Genomic DNA, 23,666 nt, shown 5'->3' with positions numbered 1-23,666 from the left:
GATCTTCGAAGGGAGATACATGGATACGAAAACACAAAAAATCCTGCAGCTGCTGATGCAGACCGGCGGCACCATGACTGCCAGGGAGCTGTCGTTTGCAGCGGGGTTTTCCGAAAAAAGTGTCCGCAACTGCATCACGGAATGGAACCTGAGCCGGGACTGTCCCTGTTTCATCGATTCCGGACGGGATGGCTATTATCTGGATGCGGAAAACCGGAAACGGGCAGCGGCTCTGAATCTCCTGGAAGGGGACCAGTCCGATGAATCCAGAATGCTGGAACTGCTGCTGGAAACCACAGCTCCGCTGCGGCTGGAAGATCTTGCCGGCAGACTGTACCTCTCCATGAGTTCCGCCAGCCGGCTGTTCAGAAAAATCAGAGAAACACTGAAAGACTATGACCTGGAAGCCTGCTATATCCCGCAGAAGGGATTCATCGTGGAGGGAAGCGAATGCAGCCGACGGCTTTGTCTGACGCACAACATGATGCGGCGGAAACCGGTGCAGCCTGTTTTCCTGGACAAAGCCGGGTTGACGGAACCGGCCTGGAACCGGATGGTGGACGAACTCTTTGCAGTGCTGCAGCGGGAAGAATTTGAAATCCCCGCGGAAACCGCAGACAATCTGCTGACGCACATTCTGTTTTCGCTCAGCCGTATCCGGGAGGGAAAAGTCGCGGAGCGGATCCCGGAGATCAGCCTCAGTCAGATGGCTTCGGAGAAATCAGAACGCACACAAAGCTGCATGGATGCTGCAGAAAAAATGCTTGAGGTCCTGCGCAGGCACTCGGAATTCGACATTCCGGATTCCGAAGCGGATTACCTGACCATGCATCTGCTCGCCAAGTCCGCCATTCTGCACCCAAACGAAGTGCGCATCAGCACCTGGCTGCAGCAGCTTCTGGACGATACGTTCACAGCCATCAGAGAACAGCTGGGAATCAGCTTCCAAAACGATCTTCAGACTGCCCGGTATCTGGCCATGCACACCGAAAGCATGCTGACCCGGATGCAGTTTCACTCCACCCTGGAAAACCCCATGCTTTCCGCCATCCGCAAACAGTATCCGGAAGCCTTTGACTGCGCGGTGATCATGAAAGAGCGCATCCTGCAGCAGTATGGACTGGACTGCAATGACGATGAACTCGGGTATCTGGCCCTGCACTTTGCTTCCGCCCTGGAATCCGGGCGGACTCTGAGACAGCAGAAGATCCTGGTGGTCTGCGGATCGGGAACCAGCACCTCTCTGCTGTTGAAAAAGAAAGTGGAACAGGAGTACAACGTCGGCAGCGAAGACATGACGCTCACAGGTCTCAGGGGTCTCAAGACAGAAGACCTGAGCAGCTATGACATGATCATCACCACCGTTCCGCTGTCGGTTCAGTCCCCCGTACCGGTTCTGCTGTTCGAAGATTTGTGCAGATTCAGGCCGATTCCGGTTCCGGGCAGACAGGGACTGGCGCAGTTTCTGAAACCGGAGCTGATCTTCCTGCAGCAGGAATTCAGAAACCGAAAAGAGATTCTGACTTTCCTGATTGACCGGATCTCCGGATTCCATGGCCTGTCAGAGGAATTCGGTCAGGAGGTCTGGAAACGGGAACGACTGTCCGCCACAGACATAGGCAGCTCTCTGGCCCTGCCCCATGCCTGCAGCCTGTGCACCCCCATGACGGTCATGGCGGTATGCACGCTGAAAAAACCGGTGAAGTGGCAGAACAACAAAGTGAAATTCATCATCCTGGTCAGCTATTCCAAAGCCGACCTCAAACGCAGCCACGACCTGAACGAAGAGCTGATGGGAAAGCTGTTTGACACAGGCTGGCTGAAAAAGCTGGATTCAGCAAAGACGGCGGAAGAAGTCCTGACGCTGTTTCAGCCAGGATAACCCCTCTTATGCGCTGGTTGCCGCCTGCGCGGATCAGCCTGCACTCTGGCAGACTGGAAAGCTGCCGCTCTTATCAGACACATCATTCAATACAGCGAAACAAGAAGACTGACTCACAGAAACAAACAGAAAAGGAGAAAAGAAATGAAACGAATCGTACTGCTCTGCAATCAGGGAATGTCCACCAGTGCACTGGTCGCCAAAATGCGGGAAGTCGCGGAAAAAAACAAACTGGAATACTCCATCAACGCCTACAGTGTGGATGAAGCCCCCACAGCTGCCGCTGATGCCGATGTCATCCTTCTTGGCCCCCAGATCCGGTACAAGAAAAACGAAGTGAAGAAACTGTTCCCGGACAAACCGGTGGATGCAATCGACATGTCCACCTATGGAATGCTGGACGGCAAAAAAGCCATCATCTTCGCCCGCAAACTGATGGGAGGCAAATAGTCATGGAAAACCTGGACATCATCAGCTGTCAGATCATTGCCAGCAGCGGCACAGCCAAAAGCTGTTACATGGAAGCGCTGGAAGCCGCCAAATCCGGCGACTATGACCAGGCGCAGGACCTGATTAAAGAAGCGGATGACACGCTTCTGGCCGGTCACCGGCTGCACGCGACGCTGATCAGCGAAAGTGCGGCCAATCCCTTTGAGATTCCGCTGCTGCTCATGCATGCCGAGGACCAGATGATGAGCTGTGAAACCATCAAACTGATGGCCCTGGAGCTCATTGAATCCGGACGGAAGATTCTGACACTGGAAAAAGCCGTAGCCGCCATGCAGGCAGGATGTGCCGCATGAGTTTTCCGGAAGGATTTCTCTGGGGAGGTGCCACCGCCGCCAGTCAGTTTGAAGGGGGACTCGACTGCAGCCGCACACAGGGGTCCGTGATGGATCACGTCGGAAGCGGCGACAAGGCCACACCCCGGGTTTTTGAACCGGACTGGGTGCCGGGCCACTACTATCCCAGTCATGAAAGCTGTGATTTCGCCCGCCGCTGGCAGGAGGATATCCGGCTCCTGGCCGGGATGGGATTCAAAGTCTACCGGATGTCGGTTTCCTGGACCCGGATTTTCCCGGAATCCATGGACAGCCAGCCAAGCCGCCAGGGACTGGATTTCTACCACCGGATATTTCGGGAACTCCGGAATCACGGGATTCAGCCGCTGGTGACCATATCTCATTACGATGTCCCCATGTATCTCGCTGCCAGAGGCGGCTGGGCAAATCCGGATATGATCGCTCAGTATCACAAGTATGCGACTACGCTGTTTGAGGAGTTTCACAGCGAAGTGCCATACTGGATCACATTCAATGAAATCAACGTGCTCTCCAATGGCTATGGAGACATTCTGTCAGCCGGCATGATTCCCAGGACAGCCTGCATGCTCTTCCAGGCCGATGATGACCAGGCGGCCCGGCAAAGACGGTATGATGCGCTGCATCATCAGTTTCTGGCCAGTGCCCTGAGTGTGAAAACAGCCCACGACATTGATCCGGCGCTGAAAGTCGGGGGCATGATTGCCGCTGATGCGGTCTATCCGCTGACATGTCATCCGGAGGATGCACTTCTGGCGCAGGAAAGCATGAACCGCCGCAATTACTTCTGCACCGATGTGATGTGCCGCGGCGAGTATCATCCCAAAACCGGTGCCTGGTTCAGAGAGATGGGAATCGAACAGACCCTGAGCGAAGAAGAAAGCCGCATTCTCCGGGAGGGAACCGTGGATTTCCTGGCGTTCTCCTATTATATGAGCGGCTGCGCCGGGCGGCAGGAAGGGGAAACTGCCACTGGCAACATGTCTGCAGCCAAAGCCAATCCCTATCTGAAAACCTCCGATTGGGGCTGGCAGATTGACCCCCGGGGACTCCGGTGGTATCTCAATGAACTCTACGGGCGGTATCGCATGCCGCTGATGGTGGTGGAAAACGGTCTGGGGGCAGCGGATACGGTGGAAAAAGACGGATCCATCCATGATCCTTACCGGATTGACTACATGAGACAGCATATTGCCGAGATGAAAAAAGCCGTCACGGACGACGGCGTGGATCTGATGGGATATACCTGCTGGGGCTGCATTGATCTGGTGTCTCTGTCCACGGGTGAAATGGCCAAACGGTATGGGATGGTGTATGTGGATATGGATAACGAAGGAAACGGATCGAAGGAAAGAAGAGTGAAGGACAGTTATCACTGGTATCGGAAAGTCATTGCTTCCAATGGGGAAGACCTGGACTGATTTCAAAACCGCGCAGAGCAACCATCGTTCTGCGCGGCTTTTCCGGTGATTCAGAGGATTGTGGACTGCCCCGATGCAGAGAGAATCTCTTCAGAGTCTGTGATGTATCCGGCAGATATCACGAATACCGTTCATAACCCGAAACGAAAACTGCAGTTTTGTTTCAGGATATGAACGTTACACATGATGATGTTTCCGGCTTTTTTCCTCAGGGTTCAGAAAACAGCGATATTCCCCATCAGTCCCGCTATAATTTAAATAAGGAAAAGAAGAGAGGAACCAAAGATGAAATTTGATGAAGTGCTCCAGTCCCGCCGCAGCATCCGGCGATACACCGGCGAACCGGTGAGCGATGCGCAGATCCAGGCCTGTCTGGAAGCAGCAACGCTGGCACCTTCCTGGAAAAACTCCCAGACAGCCCGGTTTTATGTGATTCAGAATCCGGTTCTGCGGGCGCAGCTGGATCAGGAAGCCATGGCGGACTTCAATGTGAACAACACCCGCAATGCCCCGGTGCTGGTTGTGATGACATTCCGGAAGGGGCAATCCGGCTGGGGAAATGACGGCAACCCCGCCAATGAAGGCGCCAATGGCTGGGGCTGGCTGGATCTGGGTCTTGCCCTGGAGAACTTCTGTCTGCAGGCAGAGGATCTTGGACTCGGCACTTTGATTATGGGAATCCGGGATGAAGCAGCTCTGCGCCGGCTTCTGCAAATTCCGGAAAACGAGCAGGTGGGTCCTGTGGTCTCTCTGGGACATCCGGACATTGATCCTGCCATGCCCGCCAGGCTGCCGGTGAACAAGCGGACGGTGTATTTCCGGTAAAATGCACTGCCCGCATGAGAAAACGTCTCTGAGCCCTGATTCAGAGACGCTTTCTGTATGATGAGATCCGGTTTGTTCATTTCAGCAGCGGCAGACTGCCGGTGAGTTTCCGGATTTTCTTCTCCGGTCCCACCAGAAGGACTCCTGCCGCCTGTCCGGCAGCGCTTTTCTGCCTGGACAGGTACTCTTCATAGGTTCGGCAGCTCTGGCTCCCAGCGAAATTCCCAGAATTGCTGCCGCATTCACCTGCAGGCCCAGCGACAAGGTACTGTCTGTGACAATGACACACTTTTCCTTCATTTTATTTCTTCCTTTGACTGATCCACTTACCGGGTGTGATGCCCATGACAGCCGCAAACTGATTGGTAAAATGCGGCTGATCCGCAAAGCCGGCTTCCATTGCTGTCCGGGACAAAGACAGGCCATTTTCCAGCAGACGCCGGGAGTCCTGCACCCGCAGAGAGGTGAGTGCCTGATGGACACTCAGTCCGGTATGGGCGGACAGGATCCGCTGGGCACTGGCAGCACTGTATCCGCAGAGTGCCGGCAGATCAGACAGGTGTATGCGCTGTGAGCTGCAGGTCTGCAGGGATTTCACCAGATCCAGCGCCGCCGGGGCAGGAGCATCCGGAGCTGTACCTGCCGCCTCCTTGAATCTGGCCAGAAAGTCTGACAGTTCCCTGCTATCTGCACTGCCATTCATCAGTCTGTCATGCAGCCGGAGGAATTCCCGGCTCAGGTTCCTCTTTCTGTTCAGAATCCTGGCCGGCCGCCAGGCGGAATCCACCCGCAGCACCCGCCATCCGGAAACATGGTTTTCAGCACAGTAACAGGCATGGGCGCACCAGCAGGGAATCATGAAGAGGTCCCCGGACTGGATGTCCATACGGCTGCTGCCACAGATCAGTGTTCTGGTCCCTTCCTCCATCAGGCCGATGACCAGCTCTTCGTGAAAATGCGCCGGAAAGGACTGGGTAATTCCCCGGAAGCATTCCGCACTGATGCCGGGCCATGGCAGCGTGCTGATTGTTTTCTTCATACCCCCATCCTACGCTGCCGTGCATCGGAATTCTTGCAGAATCGAATCAGACTTTTGGAACCAGGCGGCCAGCGGCGTCTTCCGGGCATATCCTTTCATCTTCACATACCGCGCTTCCCCTCAGACACAGAGAAGCAGCCGTCCATCTCCGTTTCGGAAATGGACGGCTGCTTTGTCTGTGTAACTTTCGCATCGGCACCACAGACGCTTTACTCGATGGGGCGTCTGTAGAACCGGCCGTAGAAGTGATCCACTTTGTGCGTGTAGGTGATGCACGCCGGGTCCACTTCCCGGATCCGTTCAATGACTTCCCGTTCTTCATAGCTGGAGATGATGGATTTGCACAGAAAGAAGTTTTTCTGGCTGTATCCGCCATAAGCCGGGATCACCGTCATGCCGTGGCGGAAATACGTCTGGAACTGACTGGCAACGGTTTCCGGATCCTTTGTGGTGATTTCCACCAGGATCTGAGAATAGCGGTGGTAGAACCGCGAGATTGTCTGTGTGGAGATGAACTGGAAGAGAATGGAATAGCCGGCAGCTGCCCAGCCGAACATGCTTCCGAAAATCAGCAGAATCACCACATTGAAAGCAAAGACATATTCCCAGATGCCCCGGTGATACCGTTCGGAGACATACATGGCAATGAAGTCCGTTCCCCCTGTGGAACCGTCGGCTTTCAGGGCAATCACCGAGACAAATCCATACAGGAACCCGCCGAAGATCACATTGAGGATCATTTCATCAAAAAGCGGCGGAAAATGCAGCACTTCCAGGAACAGGGAAGTCAGGGAGAACTGCACGCAGGAAAGAAAGGTGAACCGCTTGGAGATCTTCCCGGCGCAGAACAGCGCGGCGGGAATGTTCAGCATCAGAATGCCCAGGGAAGTGGACAGATGGAAGCCCATGAGATCTGAGATCCGGCTGAGCAGGATCGCCACACCGGTGAAGCCGCTGGAGAGCAGATCACAGGGATCCATGAAGGTCTGTATGACATAGGTCTGCAGCAGAGAACTGATGACAATCATGAGCAGCGACGCGGCAAACCGGAGCCGTTTGTCACGAATTCCCTGTGGAGACAGAAATTTTTCCAGAATCATTCAAATTACCTCACTGACATTGAGTATACTGAGACAGCGCTTCCACAAACTCACGAAATTTCCCAGCGCTAGGAAAGCGGTCTGAGGAAACGGATATGGAAACGCTTTTATACTGAAACCACAAGGAGGCGGCGCGATGAACGCGAGACAGGAAAAAATCATTGAACTTCTCCGGGAAAGCGGAGGGTGGATGAAGGGCAAGGACATTGCCCTGGTCATGGGTGTCAGCACCCGGACAATCCGCAACGATGTGGAAACTATCAATGCGTCTTGCGGCGGCGCCGTCATCGAATCTTCGTTTCAGCTGGGCTATCACCTGATTCAGCAGCAGGCACCCGTGGAACGGACCAAGCCGGTGATTCCGCAGACACCGGATGAACGCCGCAGCTACATCCTCAAGCAGCTGCTCCGGAACCGGGATCTCAATATCAATGATCTCCCGGAAAAAGTCTGCGTGAGTCTGTTCACGATTGAAAGCGACCTGCGGGCAATCCGCAGCTGGCTGGCGGATACTTCGGATCTGCGTCTGGAAAGCGGACGCAACCGGCTGCGGCTGGCCGGAGATGAATCCGCCAAGCGGCGGCTCTTCAAGCTGCTGCTGTCAGAGGAAGCAGAGGAGAATTTCCTGAATCTGGACACGCTCAATGCCCTGTATCCGGACTTTGATCTCATCGAGATCCGGGATCTGCTGGAGCAGTGCGAACGGGATCAGGGGATCGAGATTCGGGAGACGGCTCAGTCCATGGTGCTCATGCACGTGGGCATCGCCCTGACTCGGGTCCTGCACTTCAATCCCATGGAACGGGCGGAAGCCCTGGAAGATCTGCGGGCTACACCGCAGTATGAAGCAGCGCGGCAGTTCTGGGAAAAAATCGGTCAGCGCTTCCAGGTGCAGGCACCGGAGCCGGAGATCACCCAGCTGGCGCTGCTGTTCATGGGAAAAGGAAGCGGAAGCTACTACAGTGCCGACACGGTTCCGGTCAACGGCCGGCAGGTGTCCCTCAATGATCTGACACTGGCCATGCTGGAAGAAGTCCGGCAGCTCTATGGTGTGGACATGACAGGAAACGTCAAGCTGCGGGAAGGACTGTGTCTGCATCTGCGGGGACTGATCCTGCGGCTGCGGGACAACACCCAGGTGGACAACGTCTATCTGGAGGAGCTTCGCTGGCGGTTTCCCCTGATCTATGACATGGGCGTGACGGCGTCCCGGAAGCTTCACGATCTGCTGGGTATCCAGCTGGATCCGGATGAAATCGGCTTTCTGGCCCTGCATCTGGGTGCGGCCTATACCATGAACCGCCGCCTGAGCAAATACCGGGCTGTGGTGGTTTTCCCCAGCGATCAGGCGCTGGGCAACGTGGTGGTGGACAAGATCCGCAGCCAGTTTCAGGACAGAATGGAGATCACCGAAGTGCTTCATTCCTTTGAACAGAAGCATGTGGCCGCTCTGAACCCCGACCTGATTCTCACCACGCTGCCCCTGGTCCACAGTCTGCCCATTCCCACGGTGCAGCTGTCGGTGTTCTATTCTCAGGAAAACGAAAGCCAGATCTTTCAGCAGCTCAACCGGCTGGACAAGGAACGGCAGAAAGATGTGTTCCAGCACCGTCTGCGGCAGCTGATCAAACCGGAATTTTTCCGGGAGAATCTGGAGGCCTCCAGCAGTGAAGAGGTCATCCGCAAAATGTGCGAGCCGCTGACAGAAGCCGGGTGCATTCCCCCGGAATATGCCCAGGCGGTACTGGAGCGGGAGGGGTATGCCCCCACGTCCTTTGCAGCGGGGTTTGCGCTTCCTCATGCCCTGAACGTGACGGTCCGGGAGTCTGCGATTGCCGTGGCGCATCTGGATCATCCGCTGGCGTGGGGAGACCATCAGGTGGATTTTGTGCTGCTGCTGGCGATCCGGGATGAGGACCGGGAACTGCTGGGGATTTTCTTTGACTGGTGGATCCAGATCATCAGCGATCCCCTGCGGTTCGGACTGCTGAAGGAAAAGAACGGCTATGACGCCTTTGTACGGGCGATACTGGAGGAAAAATGATGTACGGAAAACTGAAATATCTGACCTTTCTGGACCATGAACCCTGTGCCGCCAACGACGGCAAGCGTGTCATGGCCTATCTGGTGGACTGGTTTCTGTCCGGTCTCTGTCTGAGTCTGCCTCTGTGCCTGACCTGGATGATGGCCACCCGGGATCTGGACCAGATGGAAAAGGTGAATGTGTTCCGGCTGGCGTCTGTCACCGGAAACGGCCCGGCGCTGGCTGCTGCGGCAGCGGGCCTGCTGCTGTTTCTGTGGTACATGGTCTGGATCCCCTGGAAAGTGCACCCGGGACAGACTCCGGGCAAGCGGATGATGGGAATTGCCATTGCCCGCAAGGACGGACAGCCTCTGGACCTGAAAACCCTGCTGCTGCGGCAGGTGGTGGGTGTCCTTCTCATTGAAGGAACGCTGTACAATGCCTCGGCCATGCTCCAGGACATGGTCAGCGTATCCACCGGACTGAACTTCACCGGCGTGTTGCTGTATGCAACGCTGGCACTCACCATTGCAAGCCTGCTGGCCGCCCTCATGGCGAAAAGCCGGCGCATGATCCACGATTACCTGGCCGGCACTGTGCTTGTCCCCGTGGCAGACACCCGTCCGGACCAGATGATCTGATACAGAAAAAGACAAAGGAGAACAAACACATGGAAAACCTCGAACTGATTTGCTTTCAGATGATTTCCAACGCCGGCATGGCCAAAAGCAGCTTCGTGGAAGCGATGCAGGAGGCGGATGCAGGCAACTTTGATGCGGCCCAGGCCAAAATCGACGAAGGAAAGAACTTTCTGGTGACCGGTCACGGCGTTCATGCCGGGCTGATCCAGAAGGAAGCCGCCGGCGAAAAGACAGATGTGACGCTGCTGCTGATGCACGCAGAAGACCAGCTGCTGTCCTGCGAGACGCTGGAGATCATGGCAGAACGTTTCCTGGCCCAGGCCCGCCGTCTGCAGGCTCTGGAAGCGGCTGCTTCCCAGCGGTAGGAAACCGCTTGCGTGCCGCGGTGAAATGAAGCCGCTTACAATGGATTTGTCATCAGGAACGATGTCCTGAACAAATAAAGAAAAGGAGACACAATATGAAAAAGATCTACCTGTTCTGCTCGGCAGGCATGTCCACTTCCATGCTGGCCAACGCCATGCAGCAAAGTGCCGACAGCCACAAGCTGCCGCTGTCTGTCAAGGCATTCCCGCACAACAAGCTGGGAGAGATCATTGACAATGACCGCCCTGACTGCATTCTTCTCGGCCCCCAGGTCAAGTACATGCTGAAGGAAACCGAAGACAAGTACGGCAAGGAAGGCATCCCCATCGCGGTGATCGATGCCGGCGACTACGGCATGATGAACGGTGAAAAGGTTCTGAAGACCGCCATCGTTCTGATGAAGAAAGCAAAAAACAAATAAGCGTTTCCCCACAGGGAAAGAAGTAAGAAAAAGGAAAGAGAGAGACCTATCTTATGATGGACAAACTTGAAAAAGTCTTGATGCCCATGGCCTCCGCCATCGGTCGGAACAAGTTTCTGATCGCGATCCGTGACGGCTTCCTGGTATCCACCCCCCTTCTGATTGCAGGATCCATCTTCCTGCTGCTGGCCAACTTCCCGATCGATGGATGGCTGAACTTCGTGGAAAACTGCATGATCGGGGATTTCTCCCTGGCAGCCCTGCTTTCCAAGTGCTCTGATGCCACATTCTCCATCATGGCAATCTTCGCCACCATGGGCATTGGCTACACCATGGCCCGTGAAGAAGGTTCCACACCGATCTTCGGCGCTGCCGTGGCTCTGATGGCATGGTTCATCCTGATGCCCTTCCAGTTCTCCGCGAACATCTCCAGCCTGATGGATGCAACCGGTGTTCCCGTAAACATTCCCGAAGGCGCCAACGCTGTAGTCGGCGGTCTGCAGTTCGGCTGGCTGGGTTCCAAGGGTCTGTTCGTGGGCATCATTTCCGCGATCTGCTCCGTTGAACTGTACAGCTGGGTTGAGCGCAAGGGCTGGGTCATCAAAATGCCCGCCGGTGTTCCCCCCACGGTCGTTCAGTCCTTCTCGGCACTGATTCCGGCCACGATCGTCATGACGACATTCTTCCTGATCAACCTGATCTTCGCTGCCTGCGGCACCAACGCCTTTGACTTCATCTTCAAGTTCCTGCAGACACCGCTGCTGGGTCTGGGTGACACACTGGGTGCCATGATCGTTGCCTACATCTTCCTGCACCTGTTCTGGTTCTTCGGCATCAACGGCGGATCTGTTGTCGGTGCGGTATTCAACCCGATTCTGCAGACACTGGCTCTGGAAAACCTGGACCTGTACCGTGCAGTGGGTGTGGAAGGCTACACCGTTGCCAACGGCGCGCACATCATTTCCCAGCAGTTCCAGGACCTGTTCGCCACGTTCGGCGGTGCGGGCTCCACACTGTCCCTGCTGATTGCCATGCTGCTGTTCTGCAAATCCCGCCGGATCAAGGAACTGGGCAAGCTGTCTCTGGTTCCGGGCATCTTCGGCATCAACGAGCCGATCATCTTCGGTCTGCCCGTTGTGCTGAACCCCATGATCCTGATCCCGTTCATTCTGGTTCCGACCATGAACATCGTGCTGTCCTACTTCGCCATGGCCATGGGTCTGTTCCCTCCCTGCAACGGAATCAACATTCCCTGGACCATGCCGGTTGTCTTCTCCGGATTCCTGTCCACGAACTGGGTTGGTGCCCTGTTCCAGATCGGTCTGCTGATCCTGGGTATGTTCGTTTACCTGCCCTTCATCAAGATCATGGACAAGCAGTACCTGGAAGAAGAGCAGAAAGCTGCCGAAGCCGGCGAAGAAGAGGAAATCGACCTGGACGAGCTGTCTCTGGACGACCTTTGATCGGCAGTGATGCACTGATCCGGCCGTGATCTGCTGACTGTGTTCACACAGTCAGCGGACACCACCGGTCAGTGCATCTGAAAGGGAGCATCACCGGGTAAATCCGGTATGACATACAAGCGGCTTCGAGGCTGCATTGACAGTCCGAAGGAAGAAGCCGGTCATCATGACCGGCTTCTGACTTACGGACGGTTCTGAAACAATCTTGCAAGGAGAACGATGATGAAACGAATCATGATGGTATACGACCAGATCCAGGCAGGGGCCGGCACCAAGGACGACAAAATGGTGCCCCTGAAAGCGACCAAGGAAGTCGTGGGCCCTGCTGTGATGATGGAACGTTTTCTGAAGAAAAACGATGAGAAAGTCATTGCCTGCGTCTACTGCGGCAACGGGACCTACAACGAAAACCCGGAGGAAATCATCCGGAAGATCACTGCGCTGGCTGCCAAGCTGAAGGCAGATGCCGTGATCTGCGGTCCCTGCTTCAACTACGCCGACTATGCTGCCATGGCTGCAGCCGCCGCCGAGAGCATTGTGAAAAACACCGGCATTCCCGCTGTTGCCTGCATGTCCAAGGAAAACGCCGATACAATCAGCGCCTTCAAAGACAAAGTGGCAATCGTGAAGGGTCCCAAAAAAGGCGAAACCGGGCTCAATGAAGCGCTGGAAAACCTGTGTGTGCTCGCCGGTCAGATGGCTGACGGCAAGGACACCGCAGAACTGAAATCCCGGATCTGCTACTAAGACAGGATCCGGATAAAAGGAGACCGTGCGGCCTGCTGCCTGCCGGACAGATCCCCTGCATCGAAGGCAGTCCAACAGAGAGCGCAAGCTCTCTTCTCTTTTGACAGAAACGGGGCCACGCCCCGAAAAAATAGATCATCCGGCTGCCTCCCCGGCACCCGGAACACAAAAAAACCGGCAGACCAGACCGGAGAAAGGATCAACGATTATGTACGGAATCATTGCAACCTGGCGCATGGCGCTGGAAGGAATCACGGAAGCTGAGCACATGCTCAAGGACGGCGCCACTGCCTCGGATGCCATTGAAACAGCCATCCGCGCTGTGGAAGACTTCGAATACTACAAGAGTGTAGGCTACGGCGGACTGCCCAACGAAGACATGGAAGTGGAACTGGATGCAGCCTGGATGGACGGTGATGATCTGTCCATCGGCGCTGTGGCTTCCATCAAGGATTTCGCCAACCCGGTTTCCATCGCCCGCATGCTCTCCAAGGAGCCTGTCAACAACATGCTCGTGGGCGCCGGTGCCGAGAAATATGCCCACAAGATGGGATTCGAGCGCAAGAACATGCTCACGGAACGGGCAAAGATCCACTACCACAACCGCAAAAAGGAAGTGCAGGAGCTGGAACTGAAGCCGTACTCCGGCCACGACACCGTGGGGATGGTGGACCTGGATTCCCAGGGATCCATGGTGGCTGCCACCAGCACCTCCGGTCTGTTCATGAAACGCGCCGGCCGTGTAGGCGACTCCCCGATTTCCGGATCCGGCTTCTACGTGGATTCCGCCATTGGCGGCGCCACAGCCACCGGACTGGGCGAAGACCTGATGAAAGGCTGTCTGTCCTATGAAATCGTCCGCCTCATGGGAGAAGGCCTGCACCCGCAGGAAGCCTGTGAAAAAGCCGTTCAGGATTTCGACAAAGTCCTGAAAGCCCGCCGTGGCAAAGCCGGGGACCTGTCCCTGGTGGCCATGAACTGCAAAGGCGAATGGGGCTGTGCCACAAACATCGAAGGATTCTCCTTCGCTGTAGCCACAGAAACTCAGGAACCCACGGTATTCCTGGTGAAATTCGATGAAAACGGCAAGCAGTACTTCGAAAAAGCCAGCGACGAGTGGATGGACAACTACATGAAGACCCGCACTGCACCCCTGGTCCGGAAATAAGTCATCATGCTGGAAAAGACCTGCGCAGACCAGCTGCTGCAGCTGGCAGACAACGGCAGAACGGAGATGCTGGAGGGACTCTTCGGCATCCTCTCCATCAACAGTGAACGGGGAGAACCTGTCAAAGGGGCTCCCTATGGTCCCGGACCGAAAAAAGCCCTGGACAAAACCCTGAAACTGGCCGAATCCCTGGGATTTGCCACGGAGACCGTTCTGGACCAGGCGGGCATCGCCAAATACGAACCCGAGGGCACAGCCGGCGAACCTTACATCGGTGTTGTGGGACATCTGGACGTTGTCCCGGCAGAAGGAAACTGGACCACACCGCCCTACGAACCGCAGATCCGGAACAACCGGATCCACGCTCGGGGTGCCCTGGACAACAAAGGACCGGTGATTTCCTGCCTGTACGCCTTGAAAGCCATCAAAGACAGCGGCATCTGGCTGAAACGCCCTGTCTGGATCATCTTCGGCACCAACGAGGAAACCGGCATGGAGGACATCCCGGCGTATCTCTCCGTCAAGGAACCCCCTGTGGCGGGATTCACTCCGGACTGCAAGTATCCGGTGGTCTACGCCGAACGCGGCCGCTCTGTATACGAACTGCAGTTTGCCGGCGAAGAACAGGCAGCTGCCTGGCATGAAGCCCATCCCGATGAAGCATCCCTGAAACTGGACATCCGGGATCCGGAATTCGGCATCCTGCAGCTGAGAAACTGGAAACAGAGCGGAAACACGCTGACGTTTGCAGCCAGCTATCCCCCTGCCACCAACGCGCAGAAAATCCTGGATATCCTTCGGGAAAGCCTCCCGGAAGACGCACAGGCGAAGCTGGTCTCCGACTGGAAACCGGTGTTCTTCAAAAAAGAAGGACCGCTCTGCGCTTCCCTGCAGTGGGCCTACGAAACTGTCACCGGACTCGACGGCACACCTGTGACCACCACCGGCGGCACCTACGCCAAGCGCATGCCCAACATCGTGCCCTTCGGCCCCAGTTTCCCCGGCCAGAAAGGGATCGCCCATCTCCCGGATGAGTGGATGGATGTGGATGATCTGGTGGCCAACATGAAAATCTATGCCCTGGCCATGGCGGATCTCGCCACCCGGGAATTGTGAGGATACAATGAACAGAAACAGAATTGAAGTATGCGCCGGCAGCTATGCCGACTGTGTCGCCGCGAAACAGGGCGGTGCCGACCGGGTGGAACTCAACGGGGCCTTCGCCCTGGGAGGACTGACCCCGACGGTCCCTGTGCTGAAAAAAGTCAAGGCTGACACCGGTCTGGAAGTCATTGCCATGGTACGCCCCCGCGCCGGCGGATTCTGCTACAACGCAGATGAAGTGGACATCATGTTTGCGGAAGCCGAAAACCTGCTGGCAAACAGCGCCGATGGTCTGGCTTTCGGATTTCTGAAGGAAGACGGATCCATTGACGCCCAGGCTACTCGCAAAATGGTGGATCTGATTCACAGCCACAACGGCACGGCGGTGTTCCACCGGGCTGTGGACGTGACACCGGATATGGACGCAGCCCTGCAGGTGCTGATGGATGCCGGGGTGGACCGGGTCCTGACCAGCGGCCAGCGGTCGAAAGCCCTGCAGGGTGCCCCGGTCATCGCAGATCTGCAGCGCAGATACGGAGACCGGATTCAGATCCTGCCTGGCAGCGGCATCAATGCGGGCAACGCCGATGAGATCCTGCGCCTGACGGGGGTGAACCAGCTTCATGCCTCCTGCCGGGGTTACAAGCCGGATCCCACCACAGTGGGCCAGGATGTGAGCTATGCCTATCTGCCGGCTCCGCATGAAGGAGATTACGATGTGGCGGATGAGGAAGCGGTCAAGGCCCTGGTGAAAGCTGCAAATCCGGCCACTGAGTGTGCAGGCTGAGCCTGCACACTCAGACGCCGGGCTGATGCCTGAGGCGTTACCATTACATTGATATGAATGCGGAAAAGGAGCGGTCAGCTGTCTGATGGGACAGCGGCCGCTCCTTTGATGTTTCCGTTCGGTCTGGAAGGCAGATTCACGAATACAGAAACCGGCGGCAGCTGCATCTGAATGTCATCAGACAGCTTCCGCCGGTATTTGCTGTTTCATTTCAGTTCTGCTGCTACCGGGTTTCTCGCCGGCTCATGATGGCATCCGCCACGATCCGGATGGCAGCAAACAGCACCCCGGCCACCGGCCAGATCAGCCAGGTTTTATCCCAGTTGTCAGTCTGGAAACTCCAGAACAGGTAAATACCGGTAATCACCAGCCAGAACGCTGCGGAGAAAGGAGCCATGACTTTGTCCTGTTTCCGCTTGTCCGGGGCATAGTCTCCTTCCTGCAGCAGCCGGTCCATGGCCTCCGAGGGGCCTTCTGCCACAATCACCAGCCAGACACCGGCTGCCACCAGCACCAGCGTCACACAGACAGACAGCCCCATGTACAGCTCCCGGCTGGTGAACATCGCCGCAAAGATCGGAATCGGGCAGAGAACGAACAGCAGGACCCCGATGATGGTCAGCGCCAGTTTTCTGGGGGCCTGGGCAGCCTGGCGTTCCTTCACCATGCCCCGCACGCCATAGTCCAGCACAAAATCGTCTTTTTCCAGAAATTCCCAGGGCTTGCCGTGAATCTGATCATTCCAGATGAACAGGCCCACCGCTGCAGCCACCATGACCAGCAGCACGATCAGACCGATGGCCCCCGCTGTGTTTTCCGTCATTCCATACAGATGGAACTCCGAGAGCACGCCCAGACACAGCAGTGTCACCGGGGACAGAATGCACAGAGACACGCCCAGTGCATTGATCAGAGCCGAAGCAGGCCGGCTGTCCAGGTACTGTCCGGCCTCCTGCAGGCTTACATGCCGCACTGCACAATCCGGGGTATCCTGTGTGAAGACAATTTCCTCTTCTTCATCCTTGAGCAGGTAATCCGTGGTCACGTCAAATATCTGGGAAAGCTGGATGATTTTATCCAGGGAAGGAACAGACTGTGCAGCCTCCCACTTGGCTACAGCCTGTCTTGATACGTTCACCCGGGCAGCCAGGTCTTCCTGAGACCAGCCATTGCGCTTGCGCAGGGTGACGATTTTATCTGCAAATATCATGAATGAACCTCCTGTGTGTTCCGATCGGTCACCGAAATCATACCTGAGGAAACTTCTTCCGAACAGAAAACGAAAGCTGGAAATCCGACAACCGGTGGTTGCAATGGCCAAAAAAGCCGGAAATCCGGTGGTTTTCCGGGCAAATATCTGATTTTCAGAGGAATGCGCAGATACAGACCAATGCAGCCGGTACGCACAAAGCCGGTCCTGTCCGGGACCGGCTTTGTGCACAGTGTTCTATCTGGCTTTTCGGGGCTGGTTTTTCCGGCTCATCCACCACCAGCCGATCAGGCCGATCACCACCAGGATCAGCACGCAGACCAGCATGATCACCGGCATCATGTCCATGCGGCCCTGAGACTGCAGACTGAACACGATGAATCCCATGATCACGATTCCCACGATGCATCCCAGCAGGAAAGAAAACAGATTCTTCAGCATGACATCACCTCCTGGCTGTTCATCTTTCCTTCATTTTATCCGGGCCATGTCTCCGGTACCTGTCAGGTGCCCGGATCAGACAGCCGTTGACAGCCGATGGCAGGTGTATATAATGTGCATATAGCACCTGTACATTATGTCCGGTCAGGTGCGGAAAAGGACAGAAACCATGGATCTTGAAATTATTCTCAAACCCGGTTCGGACACCCCCATCTATGAACAGATCGAAGAACAGATCAGAGCAGGGGTGATTTCCGGTACCCTTATGCCGGGTACGCCCATTCCCAGCATCCGCGCCCTGGCAAAGATACTCCGGGTGAGTGTCATCACCGTCCAGAAAGCCTACGAAAACCTCAAGCGTCAGGGATACATTGAATCCGTGGTGGGCCGGGGCACGGTGATCGCGCAGGTTTCCCGCCAGACTCTTCTGGAGACCAGGCGGCAGGAACTGGAATCTGTGCTGGAACAGGCCGTCAGACTCTCCCGGGACTGCGGGATGGATCTGCCGGATCTGATTTCGGCACTGGAACTCATGTACAAGGAGGAATCATCATGACACCCGCTCTGTCAGTCAGACAGCTCTGCAAGCATTTCCCGAAATTCTCCCTGCAGGACATCACCTTCGATGTACCCCAGGGATCGGTGGTGGGACTCATCGGAGAGAACGGGTCGGGAAAAAGCACTACCCTGGAATGCATCCTGGGACAGGACATTCCCGACACCGGAGAAATCTCGGTCTACGGCATCAACCCCTTCCAGGTCATCCAGGCCCATGCCCGCATCGGAGCGGCTTTTGACACCTGTCTGTTTCCCGAGGTTTTTACTCCGGCAACTCTGGAAAAGGCGTTTGCCGGGATCTGGCCCGGCTGGGACAGAACCAGGTGGAAACAGCTGATGGAAACCTGCGGGATTCCCGAAGATCAGAAAATCCAGAAGTTCTCCCGGGGGATGAAAGCCAAGCTGTCTCTGGCTGCGGCCCTGAGCCATGATGCCAGTCTGCTGATTCTGGACGAAGCCACCGCCGGTCTGGATCCGGTGGTGCGGGAAGAAATGCTGGATCTGCTGCTGGACTTCATGCAGGATGAAACGCATTCCATCCTCATGACCAGCCACATCACCTCCGATCTGGAGAGAATCGCGGATTACATCGTGTTCATTCAGGACGGGCGCATCGTATTCACCGAAGAAAAGGAAACGCTGCTGAATGCGTACGGCATGGCCCAGGTCACCCGGGATCAGCTGGAGTTCATTGACGGGGACCTGGTTCTGCGGAAACGAACCCAGCCCCTGGCTACGGATCTGCTTGTAGCCGACAGGAAACAGTTTGCCCGGCGGTATCCGGATTATGCGGTGATGCCCGCCACGCTGGATGAAATCGTGCTGATGTTCACGAAAGGAGAAACGCTCTGATGAAAGGCATCTACCGCAAGGACCTGTATCAGATCCTGGCCAGCTGGCCGGTTCTGCTGCTGATTGCCGGCATCGTCACCGGTCTGATGATTTACTTTGACGCCGCTGTGGGCATCAGCGCCTTTTTCCCGATTTATTTCGCCATGCAGGCAGCCACCACCATCATTTCCGACCGCTCCACGGGCTGGACCCGCATGTCCACCACCTTTCCCATCACCCGGAAGCGGCTGACGGAATCCAAGTACCAGCTGACCATGGTCAGCGCCCTGCTGGGATTTGTGCTGGGCATGGCCATCTGGGCGCTGGTCAGTGCCCTGAAGCAGAAACCCCTGGATCTTGCCGGCGACGACCTTCAGATCAATCTGTGCATCGCGGCAATCATCACGTTCTGCGCCACGGGCACCCTGATTCCGCTGGCCTATATGGCTAAAAAGGGACAGGAGTTCATCACGATCTTCGCTTCCTTCCTGCTTCCCGCTGCGCTGGTCATCTTCTGGAGCCAGAACATTTCCAGCGAAGTCACCATGGCTGGCAATGACATCATCAGTGTGAACATCAACATGCAGCTGCCGATGCTGCAGGGCATGGCCATCTTCAGCCTGCTGCTTTTCGTGGCGTCCTATCTCATCATGCCCGCCATTCTGGCCAGACGGGATCAGCGCTGATCTGTGCTGCCAGTCTGCAAAGAAAAAACCCGGAGCCTGTGCGCTGATTCCATGAATCAGCAGCCGGCTTCGGGTTTTTGCGCATGATCTGTCATCCGAAGAAAGCGGATGGCACCGTCCGCCTGCACGCCCTGTCAGGCGCCGCAGGCGCCATCGGCATGAACAGCAGGATGAAATCAGTCGGGGACATCAAACAGGGAAGCGGGAATATCCGCTGTGTGATACCGCCGCGTGATCACACAGGAATCCGGGTCCTCAAACAGCGTTTCCAGCACCTCGTAGAACTCCCCGGGGGATACGATGCCATGAGACACCGGCAGATGCAGGCCCAGTTCGTTGAGTTTGGCTGCGGCGAAATTCGAACAGTTGTTTCCCAGCAGCGCATACCACTTCCAGGGACCCCGGGTGTATTTCCGGAACATGGCCCCCGTGCGGTACCACAGCCGGTTGGCGTACATCTTTCCGTATTCCTGCAGCGCTGCCGGCCTGCCGGCGTCATGAGCGGCTTCCATGGGACAGGTCCAGGGGATGGTCTGGCGGAAAATGCCCCGGGCCATGCCGTCAAACCGGTCCAGCTGCTCTTCCGTGAGATGCAGACCGTATTCAAACAGCGGGCTGTGTTCCACGATGCAGCAGTTGTTGGCGTAGACTTCGGCGTTCACCGTGAAGAAGATCCCCGGACCTATGGTCCCGAACAGCTTTTCCGCCGGCAAATCGTAATCTCCGTAGGAATACATCACGTTGTTCCGGGAGAAGGTCATATGACCATAGAGCCTGGCGCCGTAGGTTCCGGTGTGGATCCAGATCCTGAGGTTCGCCGTCTGATCATTTTTGCGGGCATCGAACTTTGCCGGGTGGTGTTTCATGGCCTGGTCCTGAATGCGGCCGATCACAAAACTGGGGAAAATGCCAATGACAAACGCCGGCAGGGCCATCCAGTGGCGCATGCTCCAGTAGCGGGCGTCCCAGGGATTGCTGAAACAGAACAGCTCTTCGCCGTTCTGCCAGGCCTGCAGTAGCAGGTACGCCCCGATGACCAGCATCACAAACCGGGGATCCTGGCGGTGGAAGACCAGCAGGAGAATGCCTGCGGCTGCATAGGCCACACCCGGCAGCAGGCGGCTGAGAGCAAAGTGGTCCAGAGCGGCCTGGATCAGGAACACCAGTCCGATGGCCAGAAGATACACACTGTAGAAAATCCCGATCAGTTCAGCACCCCTGCTTCTCATGAAGATGCACAGCAGTCCCAGCGCCAGCGTCAGCATGGCTGCCAGCAGATCCAGGTTGCGGTGCCACTGCAGACCGTGGATGAGAAACGGCAGGGAAGAGAGCAGGGACATGATTCCTGCGGCGAGAATGAAGTCATCTGCGAAACGGGCCGAAATGAGCAGACAGCAAAGACCTGCCATCAGATATAATAAACAGGGCAGCAGGAGTTTCAGCTTCTGCCGCGCAGACAGTCCTGGTTGAAGTTTCATGCCAGTATTGTAGAACGGAAACTCTGCGGGTATCGGCCGCAGGCCCTGTGAAGGAGAAAAAGACATGAAGACAACAGCAGATACCACACTGAAAGAGGGAAAAGGATCATGATCCGCACCATCTGCCAGGACCAGGAGATTCTCTCGGCGCCGTCCCGGAAAGCCGTGAAAAAGGATCTGCGACTGGTTCAGGACCTGGTGGATACCATGCTGGCGTATCCCGGGTGTGCAGGAATCGCGGCGGATATCATCGGCGAGAACATCCAGATGCTGGCGGTGAAGATTCTGGACGAACCTGTGGTGATGATCAATCCGGTGATTGTCATGCAGAAAGACCCTTACCAGGCCCGGGAAGGCTGCCTGTCTCATCCGGGGCTGGAGACAGAGGTGACGCGCAGTTTCGTGATTGAAGTGGAGTACCGGGACCGCAGATGGAAGCGAAGCCGGATGCGGCTGACGGGCGTCCCGGCTCAGGCTGTGCAGCATGAGATGGACCATTTCCAGGGCATCCTGATCTGAGCCGTCATGCGAAACGAACTGGCAGTTTATCTGATTCTGCTGAATGCGCTGGCGTTTTTTGCCTTCGGAGCCGACAAGCGCCAGGCCAGACGCGGCAAGTGGCGGATATCCGAGCGGATGCTTCTGTGGCTGGCTTTTGCCGGCGGCGGCGCCGGTGCCTGGCTTGGCATGCAGGTGTTCCGTCACAAGACCCGGAAGACAAAATTCCGGGTGCTCATCCCGCTTTCCGTGCTCTTGTGGCTGGTGATCATTGTCTGGCTGGCCTGGACCGGCGGCATGCTGTAGAAACAGCACTGCAGTCCACAGGGAGCACTCACGAAGCCTTCCCTGGTATCCGCTGTATCCCGCCGGGCAGAATGCTTTTCCAATCCGGCCGCTTGCCCCATGCTGGTTTCATGACAGAAACAAACAGATACACAACATGGCAGAGACTGGATGCCGCTCTGCAGGACATCCCCGGCGGAGGGCAGATCCTGCAGGAAATGCGGACGGTCTATGGTCCGGACATGACCCCGGAACAGGGAATCTACTGGCTAAGTGAAAGCGGTTTTTCCACCGCCGCCTGGCAGAAGAAGCATCTGGAACTGGGAGAAACACAGAAAGCCGCAAAGGAAGAAACCAGGCTGCAGGCCATCAATGCGGCTCTGGACAGTCTGCAGAACAGCTGAAGCGGCAAGGCAGATACAGAGACCCGATACAGGAAAAGAGCAGCCGGCAGACGCTGCTCTTTCTTTGCATAACAGACCAGGAAGCTGCACCGGAAATCGCCGGAAGTCCGGTATTCCCCGACCTCCGGCACCACGCCATCAGAAAACCGATCTGGATTTTTCCGGGAAACAGGTGCATCCTGGGAATTGAATTGTGCTGCGTTGACAGCAGCAGGAGGTCCTTCATGAAAACAGTGCGGGTATGTGCGGCGATCCTGGAAAATGACAACGGCGAAATCTGGTGTGGCCAGCGGGGCTACGGCGAGTTTCGCGGACTGTATGAGTTCCCCGGCGGCAAACTGGAACCGGGAGAAAGCCCCCGGCAGGCACTTCTGCGGGAAATCCGGGAAGAGCTGGACTGTGAGATTCAGGTGGAGGGTTTCTTCATGAAAGCCGAATACGATTACCCGTCCTTTCATCTGGATATGGACTGCTACCTCTGCCGGTTTGTCACCAGCCCGCATCTTCTGGAACACCTGGACGGCCGGTTTGTCCCAAAACGTCAGCTCATGGACCTGCCCTGGATCCCGGCGGACGTACAGATCGTCAAACAGCTGCTGGAAACCCGGTAGTCTGCCGATGCGGACTGGCTGGCCAGTCCTGTGCCGGGGCAGAAATCAGAGGGCGGCGACTGTCTGCTGCAGTGTTTCCAGGAACATGGCGGCTTCATAGCCGTCCATCTGGGCGTGATGAAACTGGAAGGATACCGGCAGCTGTCCATTGGGTGGGAGTTTTCCCCAGATCAGATAGGGATTGGGCCAGGGACTGCAGGCGTTGACCGCGCTGTCCAGGGTGGTGGCAATCAGCGTCGAGGTGCCGATGACCATGTATTCTCCGGCGTTTTCAATCTCCGGACATATACCTGTGCGGGCAGCCTGTTCTGTCAGCTGCCGGTAGTGTTCCAGAAACATCCGGATGTCCGGATTCCAGGGAATCAGGCAGTCGCAGATTCCGCCGGTTTCGGTTTTCACGATCACATTGACAGCCAGCCGGTCATACAGCAGAAAGCCCTCCGTACCCGGCAGCAGGTAAAACTCCGGGATCCGGGACGCGGCCCTGGCAATGGCCCAGACAAAGCGGGCATTGAAGTGCGGCTGTTCTGCCAGGGAGGATACATCGAAGGTTTTTGTCAGCGTGACCATGGGCATGAAAGAATGTTTCCACAGCTCAAAAGCCTGCTGGCGGGAAGTATTGGATGGCAGTCTGAATTCTGGCATGGGATGGTTCCTTTCTTTATCTGATGGCATTCGGCCTTCATTGTACTATGCGTTAACCCGCTGCCGGCAGACCGGGAGAATGCTTCAGCCGGTTGCATTCGGAGCAGAGAAAACAACAATTTGCACTTATCGGCGAGTTTGAGTGGAAAAATGCAAAAAAAGAACAAAAAAGTGGTTGCATTCTCCTGTGGCTGTGGTATCATAAGTGAGC

At 56.2% G+C, this 23,666-nt stretch carries 28 protein-coding genes and 1 pseudogene; 21 read left to right on the top strand and 8 right to left on the bottom strand.

What is annotated here, in order from left to right; translation table 11 throughout:
• Window positions 1-19: 19 nt before the first annotated feature.
• The 5 genes from QZ305_RS08490 to QZ305_RS08470 all read left to right on the top strand — a co-directional run bounded on the left by QZ305_RS08490 (window position 20) and on the right by QZ305_RS08470 (window position 4,949).
• Window positions 20-1,882: a BglG family transcription antiterminator gene (locus tag QZ305_RS08490; RefSeq protein ID WP_294731309.1), complete on the top strand. Its 1,863-nt coding sequence runs from the start codon at window positions 20-22 to the stop codon at window positions 1,880-1,882.
• 144 nt (window positions 1,883-2,026) lie between these two features.
• Window positions 2,027-2,332 carry a PTS sugar transporter subunit IIB gene (locus QZ305_RS08485; RefSeq protein ID WP_294731307.1) on the top strand — a complete coding sequence of 102 codons (306 nt, stop codon included), beginning with the start codon at window positions 2,027-2,029 and terminating at the stop codon, window positions 2,330-2,332.
• A 2-nt stretch (window positions 2,333-2,334) separates the two neighbouring features.
• Window positions 2,335-2,685 (top strand): PTS lactose/cellobiose transporter subunit IIA, encoded by a 351-nt coding sequence (locus tag QZ305_RS08480; RefSeq protein ID WP_294731306.1) that lies wholly within the window; start codon window positions 2,335-2,337, stop codon window positions 2,683-2,685.
• Complete coding sequence (locus tag QZ305_RS08475; protein WP_294731305.1) at window positions 2,682-4,124, top strand: glycoside hydrolase family 1 protein; 1,443 nt, start codon at window positions 2,682-2,684, stop codon at window positions 4,122-4,124. The genes QZ305_RS08480 and QZ305_RS08475 overlap by 4 nt, the downstream gene beginning before the upstream one ends.
• 285 nt (window positions 4,125-4,409) lie before the next feature.
• A complete protein-coding gene (locus QZ305_RS08470; protein WP_294731304.1) occupies window positions 4,410-4,949 on the top strand; it encodes a nitroreductase family protein in 540 nt (179 codons plus the stop codon).
• A 76-nt stretch (window positions 4,950-5,025) separates the two neighbouring features.
• Here QZ305_RS08470 and QZ305_RS11815 read toward each other — a convergent pair whose 3' ends face one another.
• From QZ305_RS11815 to QZ305_RS08455, 4 genes and pseudogenes are all read right to left on the bottom strand, one after another.
• Window positions 5,026-5,130, bottom strand: a complete 105-nt coding sequence (locus tag QZ305_RS11815; protein WP_367268827.1) for a hypothetical protein — start codon at window positions 5,128-5,130, stop codon at window positions 5,026-5,028.
• 66 nt (window positions 5,131-5,196) lie between these two features.
• Window positions 5,197-5,249 (bottom strand): annotated as a pseudogene (locus QZ305_RS11810) (hypothetical protein); the annotation flags it as partial.
• Between the two features lies 1 nt (window position 5,250).
• The gene (locus QZ305_RS08460; RefSeq protein WP_294731301.1) at window positions 5,251-5,988 is read right to left on the bottom strand and encodes an AraC family transcriptional regulator; all 738 of its coding nucleotides are present in this window, start codon (window positions 5,986-5,988) and stop codon (window positions 5,251-5,253) included.
• A gap of 209 nt (window positions 5,989-6,197) precedes the next feature.
• Window positions 6,198-7,016, bottom strand: a complete 819-nt coding sequence (locus QZ305_RS08455) for a YitT family protein (protein ID WP_366096840.1) — start codon at window positions 7,014-7,016, stop codon at window positions 6,198-6,200.
• A gap of 208 nt (window positions 7,017-7,224) precedes the next feature.
• Between QZ305_RS08455 and QZ305_RS08450 the strand changes: the two genes are divergently transcribed.
• The 9 genes from QZ305_RS08450 to QZ305_RS08410 all read left to right on the top strand — a co-directional run bounded on the left by QZ305_RS08450 (window position 7,225) and on the right by QZ305_RS08410 (window position 15,808).
• On the top strand, window positions 7,225-9,132 hold the full coding sequence (locus QZ305_RS08450) for a BglG family transcription antiterminator (RefSeq protein ID WP_294731298.1): 1,908 nt from the start codon (window positions 7,225-7,227) through the stop codon (window positions 9,130-9,132).
• Window positions 9,129-9,752, top strand: coding sequence for an RDD family protein (locus QZ305_RS08445; RefSeq protein WP_294731296.1), 624 nt, complete (start codon window positions 9,129-9,131; stop codon window positions 9,750-9,752). The genes QZ305_RS08450 and QZ305_RS08445 overlap by 4 nt, the downstream gene beginning before the upstream one ends.
• A 29-nt stretch (window positions 9,753-9,781) precedes the next feature.
• On the top strand, window positions 9,782-10,117 hold the full coding sequence (locus QZ305_RS08440; RefSeq protein WP_294731295.1) for a PTS lactose/cellobiose transporter subunit IIA: 336 nt from the start codon (window positions 9,782-9,784) through the stop codon (window positions 10,115-10,117).
• A gap of 95 nt (window positions 10,118-10,212) precedes the next feature.
• Window positions 10,213-10,539, top strand: coding sequence for a PTS sugar transporter subunit IIB (locus tag QZ305_RS08435; protein WP_294731293.1), 327 nt, complete (start codon window positions 10,213-10,215; stop codon window positions 10,537-10,539).
• Window positions 10,540-10,592: 53 nt separating this feature from the next.
• Complete coding sequence (locus tag QZ305_RS08430; RefSeq protein WP_294731292.1) at window positions 10,593-12,002, top strand: PTS sugar transporter subunit IIC; 1,410 nt, start codon at window positions 10,593-10,595, stop codon at window positions 12,000-12,002.
• A gap of 222 nt (window positions 12,003-12,224) precedes the next feature.
• Complete coding sequence (locus QZ305_RS08425) at window positions 12,225-12,749, top strand: GrdB-related putative oxidoreductase (protein WP_294731291.1); 525 nt, start codon at window positions 12,225-12,227, stop codon at window positions 12,747-12,749.
• A gap of 208 nt (window positions 12,750-12,957) precedes the next feature.
• On the top strand, window positions 12,958-13,917 hold the full coding sequence (locus QZ305_RS08420) for a N(4)-(beta-N-acetylglucosaminyl)-L-asparaginase (RefSeq protein WP_294731289.1): 960 nt from the start codon (window positions 12,958-12,960) through the stop codon (window positions 13,915-13,917).
• 6 nt (window positions 13,918-13,923) lie between these two features.
• Complete coding sequence (locus tag QZ305_RS08415) at window positions 13,924-15,033, top strand: Sapep family Mn(2+)-dependent dipeptidase (protein WP_294731287.1); 1,110 nt, start codon at window positions 13,924-13,926, stop codon at window positions 15,031-15,033.
• A 7-nt stretch (window positions 15,034-15,040) separates the two neighbouring features.
• Window positions 15,041-15,808 carry a copper homeostasis protein CutC gene (locus tag QZ305_RS08410; RefSeq protein WP_294731286.1) on the top strand — a complete coding sequence of 256 codons (768 nt, stop codon included), beginning with the start codon at window positions 15,041-15,043 and terminating at the stop codon, window positions 15,806-15,808.
• 223 nt (window positions 15,809-16,031) lie between these two features.
• On the opposite strand, the gene QZ305_RS08405 is transcribed toward QZ305_RS08410, so the two are convergent.
• Both QZ305_RS08405 and QZ305_RS08400 read right to left on the bottom strand, forming a co-directional pair.
• Window positions 16,032-17,018, bottom strand: coding sequence for a helix-turn-helix domain-containing protein (locus QZ305_RS08405; protein WP_294731284.1), 987 nt, complete (start codon window positions 17,016-17,018; stop codon window positions 16,032-16,034).
• A 237-nt stretch (window positions 17,019-17,255) separates the two neighbouring features.
• Window positions 17,256-17,459: a hypothetical protein gene (locus tag QZ305_RS08400; protein ID WP_294731283.1), complete on the bottom strand. Its 204-nt coding sequence runs from the start codon at window positions 17,457-17,459 to the stop codon at window positions 17,256-17,258.
• Between the two features lie 169 nt (window positions 17,460-17,628).
• On the opposite strand from QZ305_RS08400, the gene QZ305_RS08395 reads away from it, so the two are divergent.
• Genes QZ305_RS08395 through QZ305_RS08385 form a run of 3 tightly spaced genes read left to right on the top strand, consistent with a single transcriptional unit; the run spans window position 17,629 to window position 19,534 of the window.
• Window positions 17,629-18,015, top strand: coding sequence for a GntR family transcriptional regulator (locus QZ305_RS08395; RefSeq protein ID WP_294731282.1), 387 nt, complete (start codon window positions 17,629-17,631; stop codon window positions 18,013-18,015).
• The gene (locus QZ305_RS08390) at window positions 18,012-18,869 is read left to right on the top strand and encodes an ABC transporter ATP-binding protein (RefSeq protein WP_294731281.1); all 858 of its coding nucleotides are present in this window, start codon (window positions 18,012-18,014) and stop codon (window positions 18,867-18,869) included. The genes QZ305_RS08395 and QZ305_RS08390 overlap by 4 nt, the downstream gene beginning before the upstream one ends.
• Window positions 18,869-19,534: an ABC-2 transporter permease gene (locus QZ305_RS08385; protein ID WP_294731280.1), complete on the top strand. Its 666-nt coding sequence runs from the start codon at window positions 18,869-18,871 to the stop codon at window positions 19,532-19,534. The genes QZ305_RS08390 and QZ305_RS08385 overlap by 1 nt, the downstream gene beginning before the upstream one ends.
• A 176-nt stretch (window positions 19,535-19,710) precedes the next feature.
• On the opposite strand, the gene QZ305_RS08380 is transcribed toward QZ305_RS08385, so the two are convergent.
• The gene (locus QZ305_RS08380; RefSeq protein WP_294731279.1) at window positions 19,711-21,012 is read right to left on the bottom strand and encodes a hypothetical protein; all 1,302 of its coding nucleotides are present in this window, start codon (window positions 21,010-21,012) and stop codon (window positions 19,711-19,713) included.
• A 108-nt stretch (window positions 21,013-21,120) separates the two neighbouring features.
• Between QZ305_RS08380 and QZ305_RS08375 the strand changes: the two genes are divergently transcribed.
• From QZ305_RS08375 to QZ305_RS08360, 4 genes are all read left to right on the top strand, one after another.
• The gene (locus tag QZ305_RS08375) at window positions 21,121-21,531 is read left to right on the top strand and encodes a peptide deformylase (protein WP_294731278.1); all 411 of its coding nucleotides are present in this window, start codon (window positions 21,121-21,123) and stop codon (window positions 21,529-21,531) included.
• 6 nt (window positions 21,532-21,537) lie between these two features.
• Window positions 21,538-21,816, top strand: coding sequence for a DUF1294 domain-containing protein (locus QZ305_RS08370; RefSeq protein ID WP_294731277.1), 279 nt, complete (start codon window positions 21,538-21,540; stop codon window positions 21,814-21,816).
• A 110-nt stretch (window positions 21,817-21,926) separates the two neighbouring features.
• The gene (locus QZ305_RS08365) at window positions 21,927-22,199 is read left to right on the top strand and encodes a hypothetical protein (RefSeq protein ID WP_294731276.1); all 273 of its coding nucleotides are present in this window, start codon (window positions 21,927-21,929) and stop codon (window positions 22,197-22,199) included.
• 224 nt (window positions 22,200-22,423) lie between these two features.
• Window positions 22,424-22,810, top strand: coding sequence for a (deoxy)nucleoside triphosphate pyrophosphohydrolase (locus QZ305_RS08360; RefSeq protein WP_294731275.1), 387 nt, complete (start codon window positions 22,424-22,426; stop codon window positions 22,808-22,810).
• 45 nt (window positions 22,811-22,855) lie between these two features.
• On the opposite strand, the gene QZ305_RS08355 is transcribed toward QZ305_RS08360, so the two are convergent.
• Complete coding sequence (locus tag QZ305_RS08355; protein WP_294731274.1) at window positions 22,856-23,455, bottom strand: CatA-like O-acetyltransferase; 600 nt, start codon at window positions 23,453-23,455, stop codon at window positions 22,856-22,858.
• Window positions 23,456-23,666 lie beyond the last annotated feature (211 nt).

The organism is uncultured Faecalibaculum sp. (genome assembly GCF_910588395.1).
In the GTDB taxonomy this organism is placed as follows: Bacteria; Bacillota_I; Bacilli_A; order Erysipelotrichales; family Erysipelotrichaceae; genus Faecalibaculum.
The sequence above is the reverse complement of the archived record's forward strand: the minus strand, read 5'-3'. Positions and strand labels throughout refer to the sequence as shown.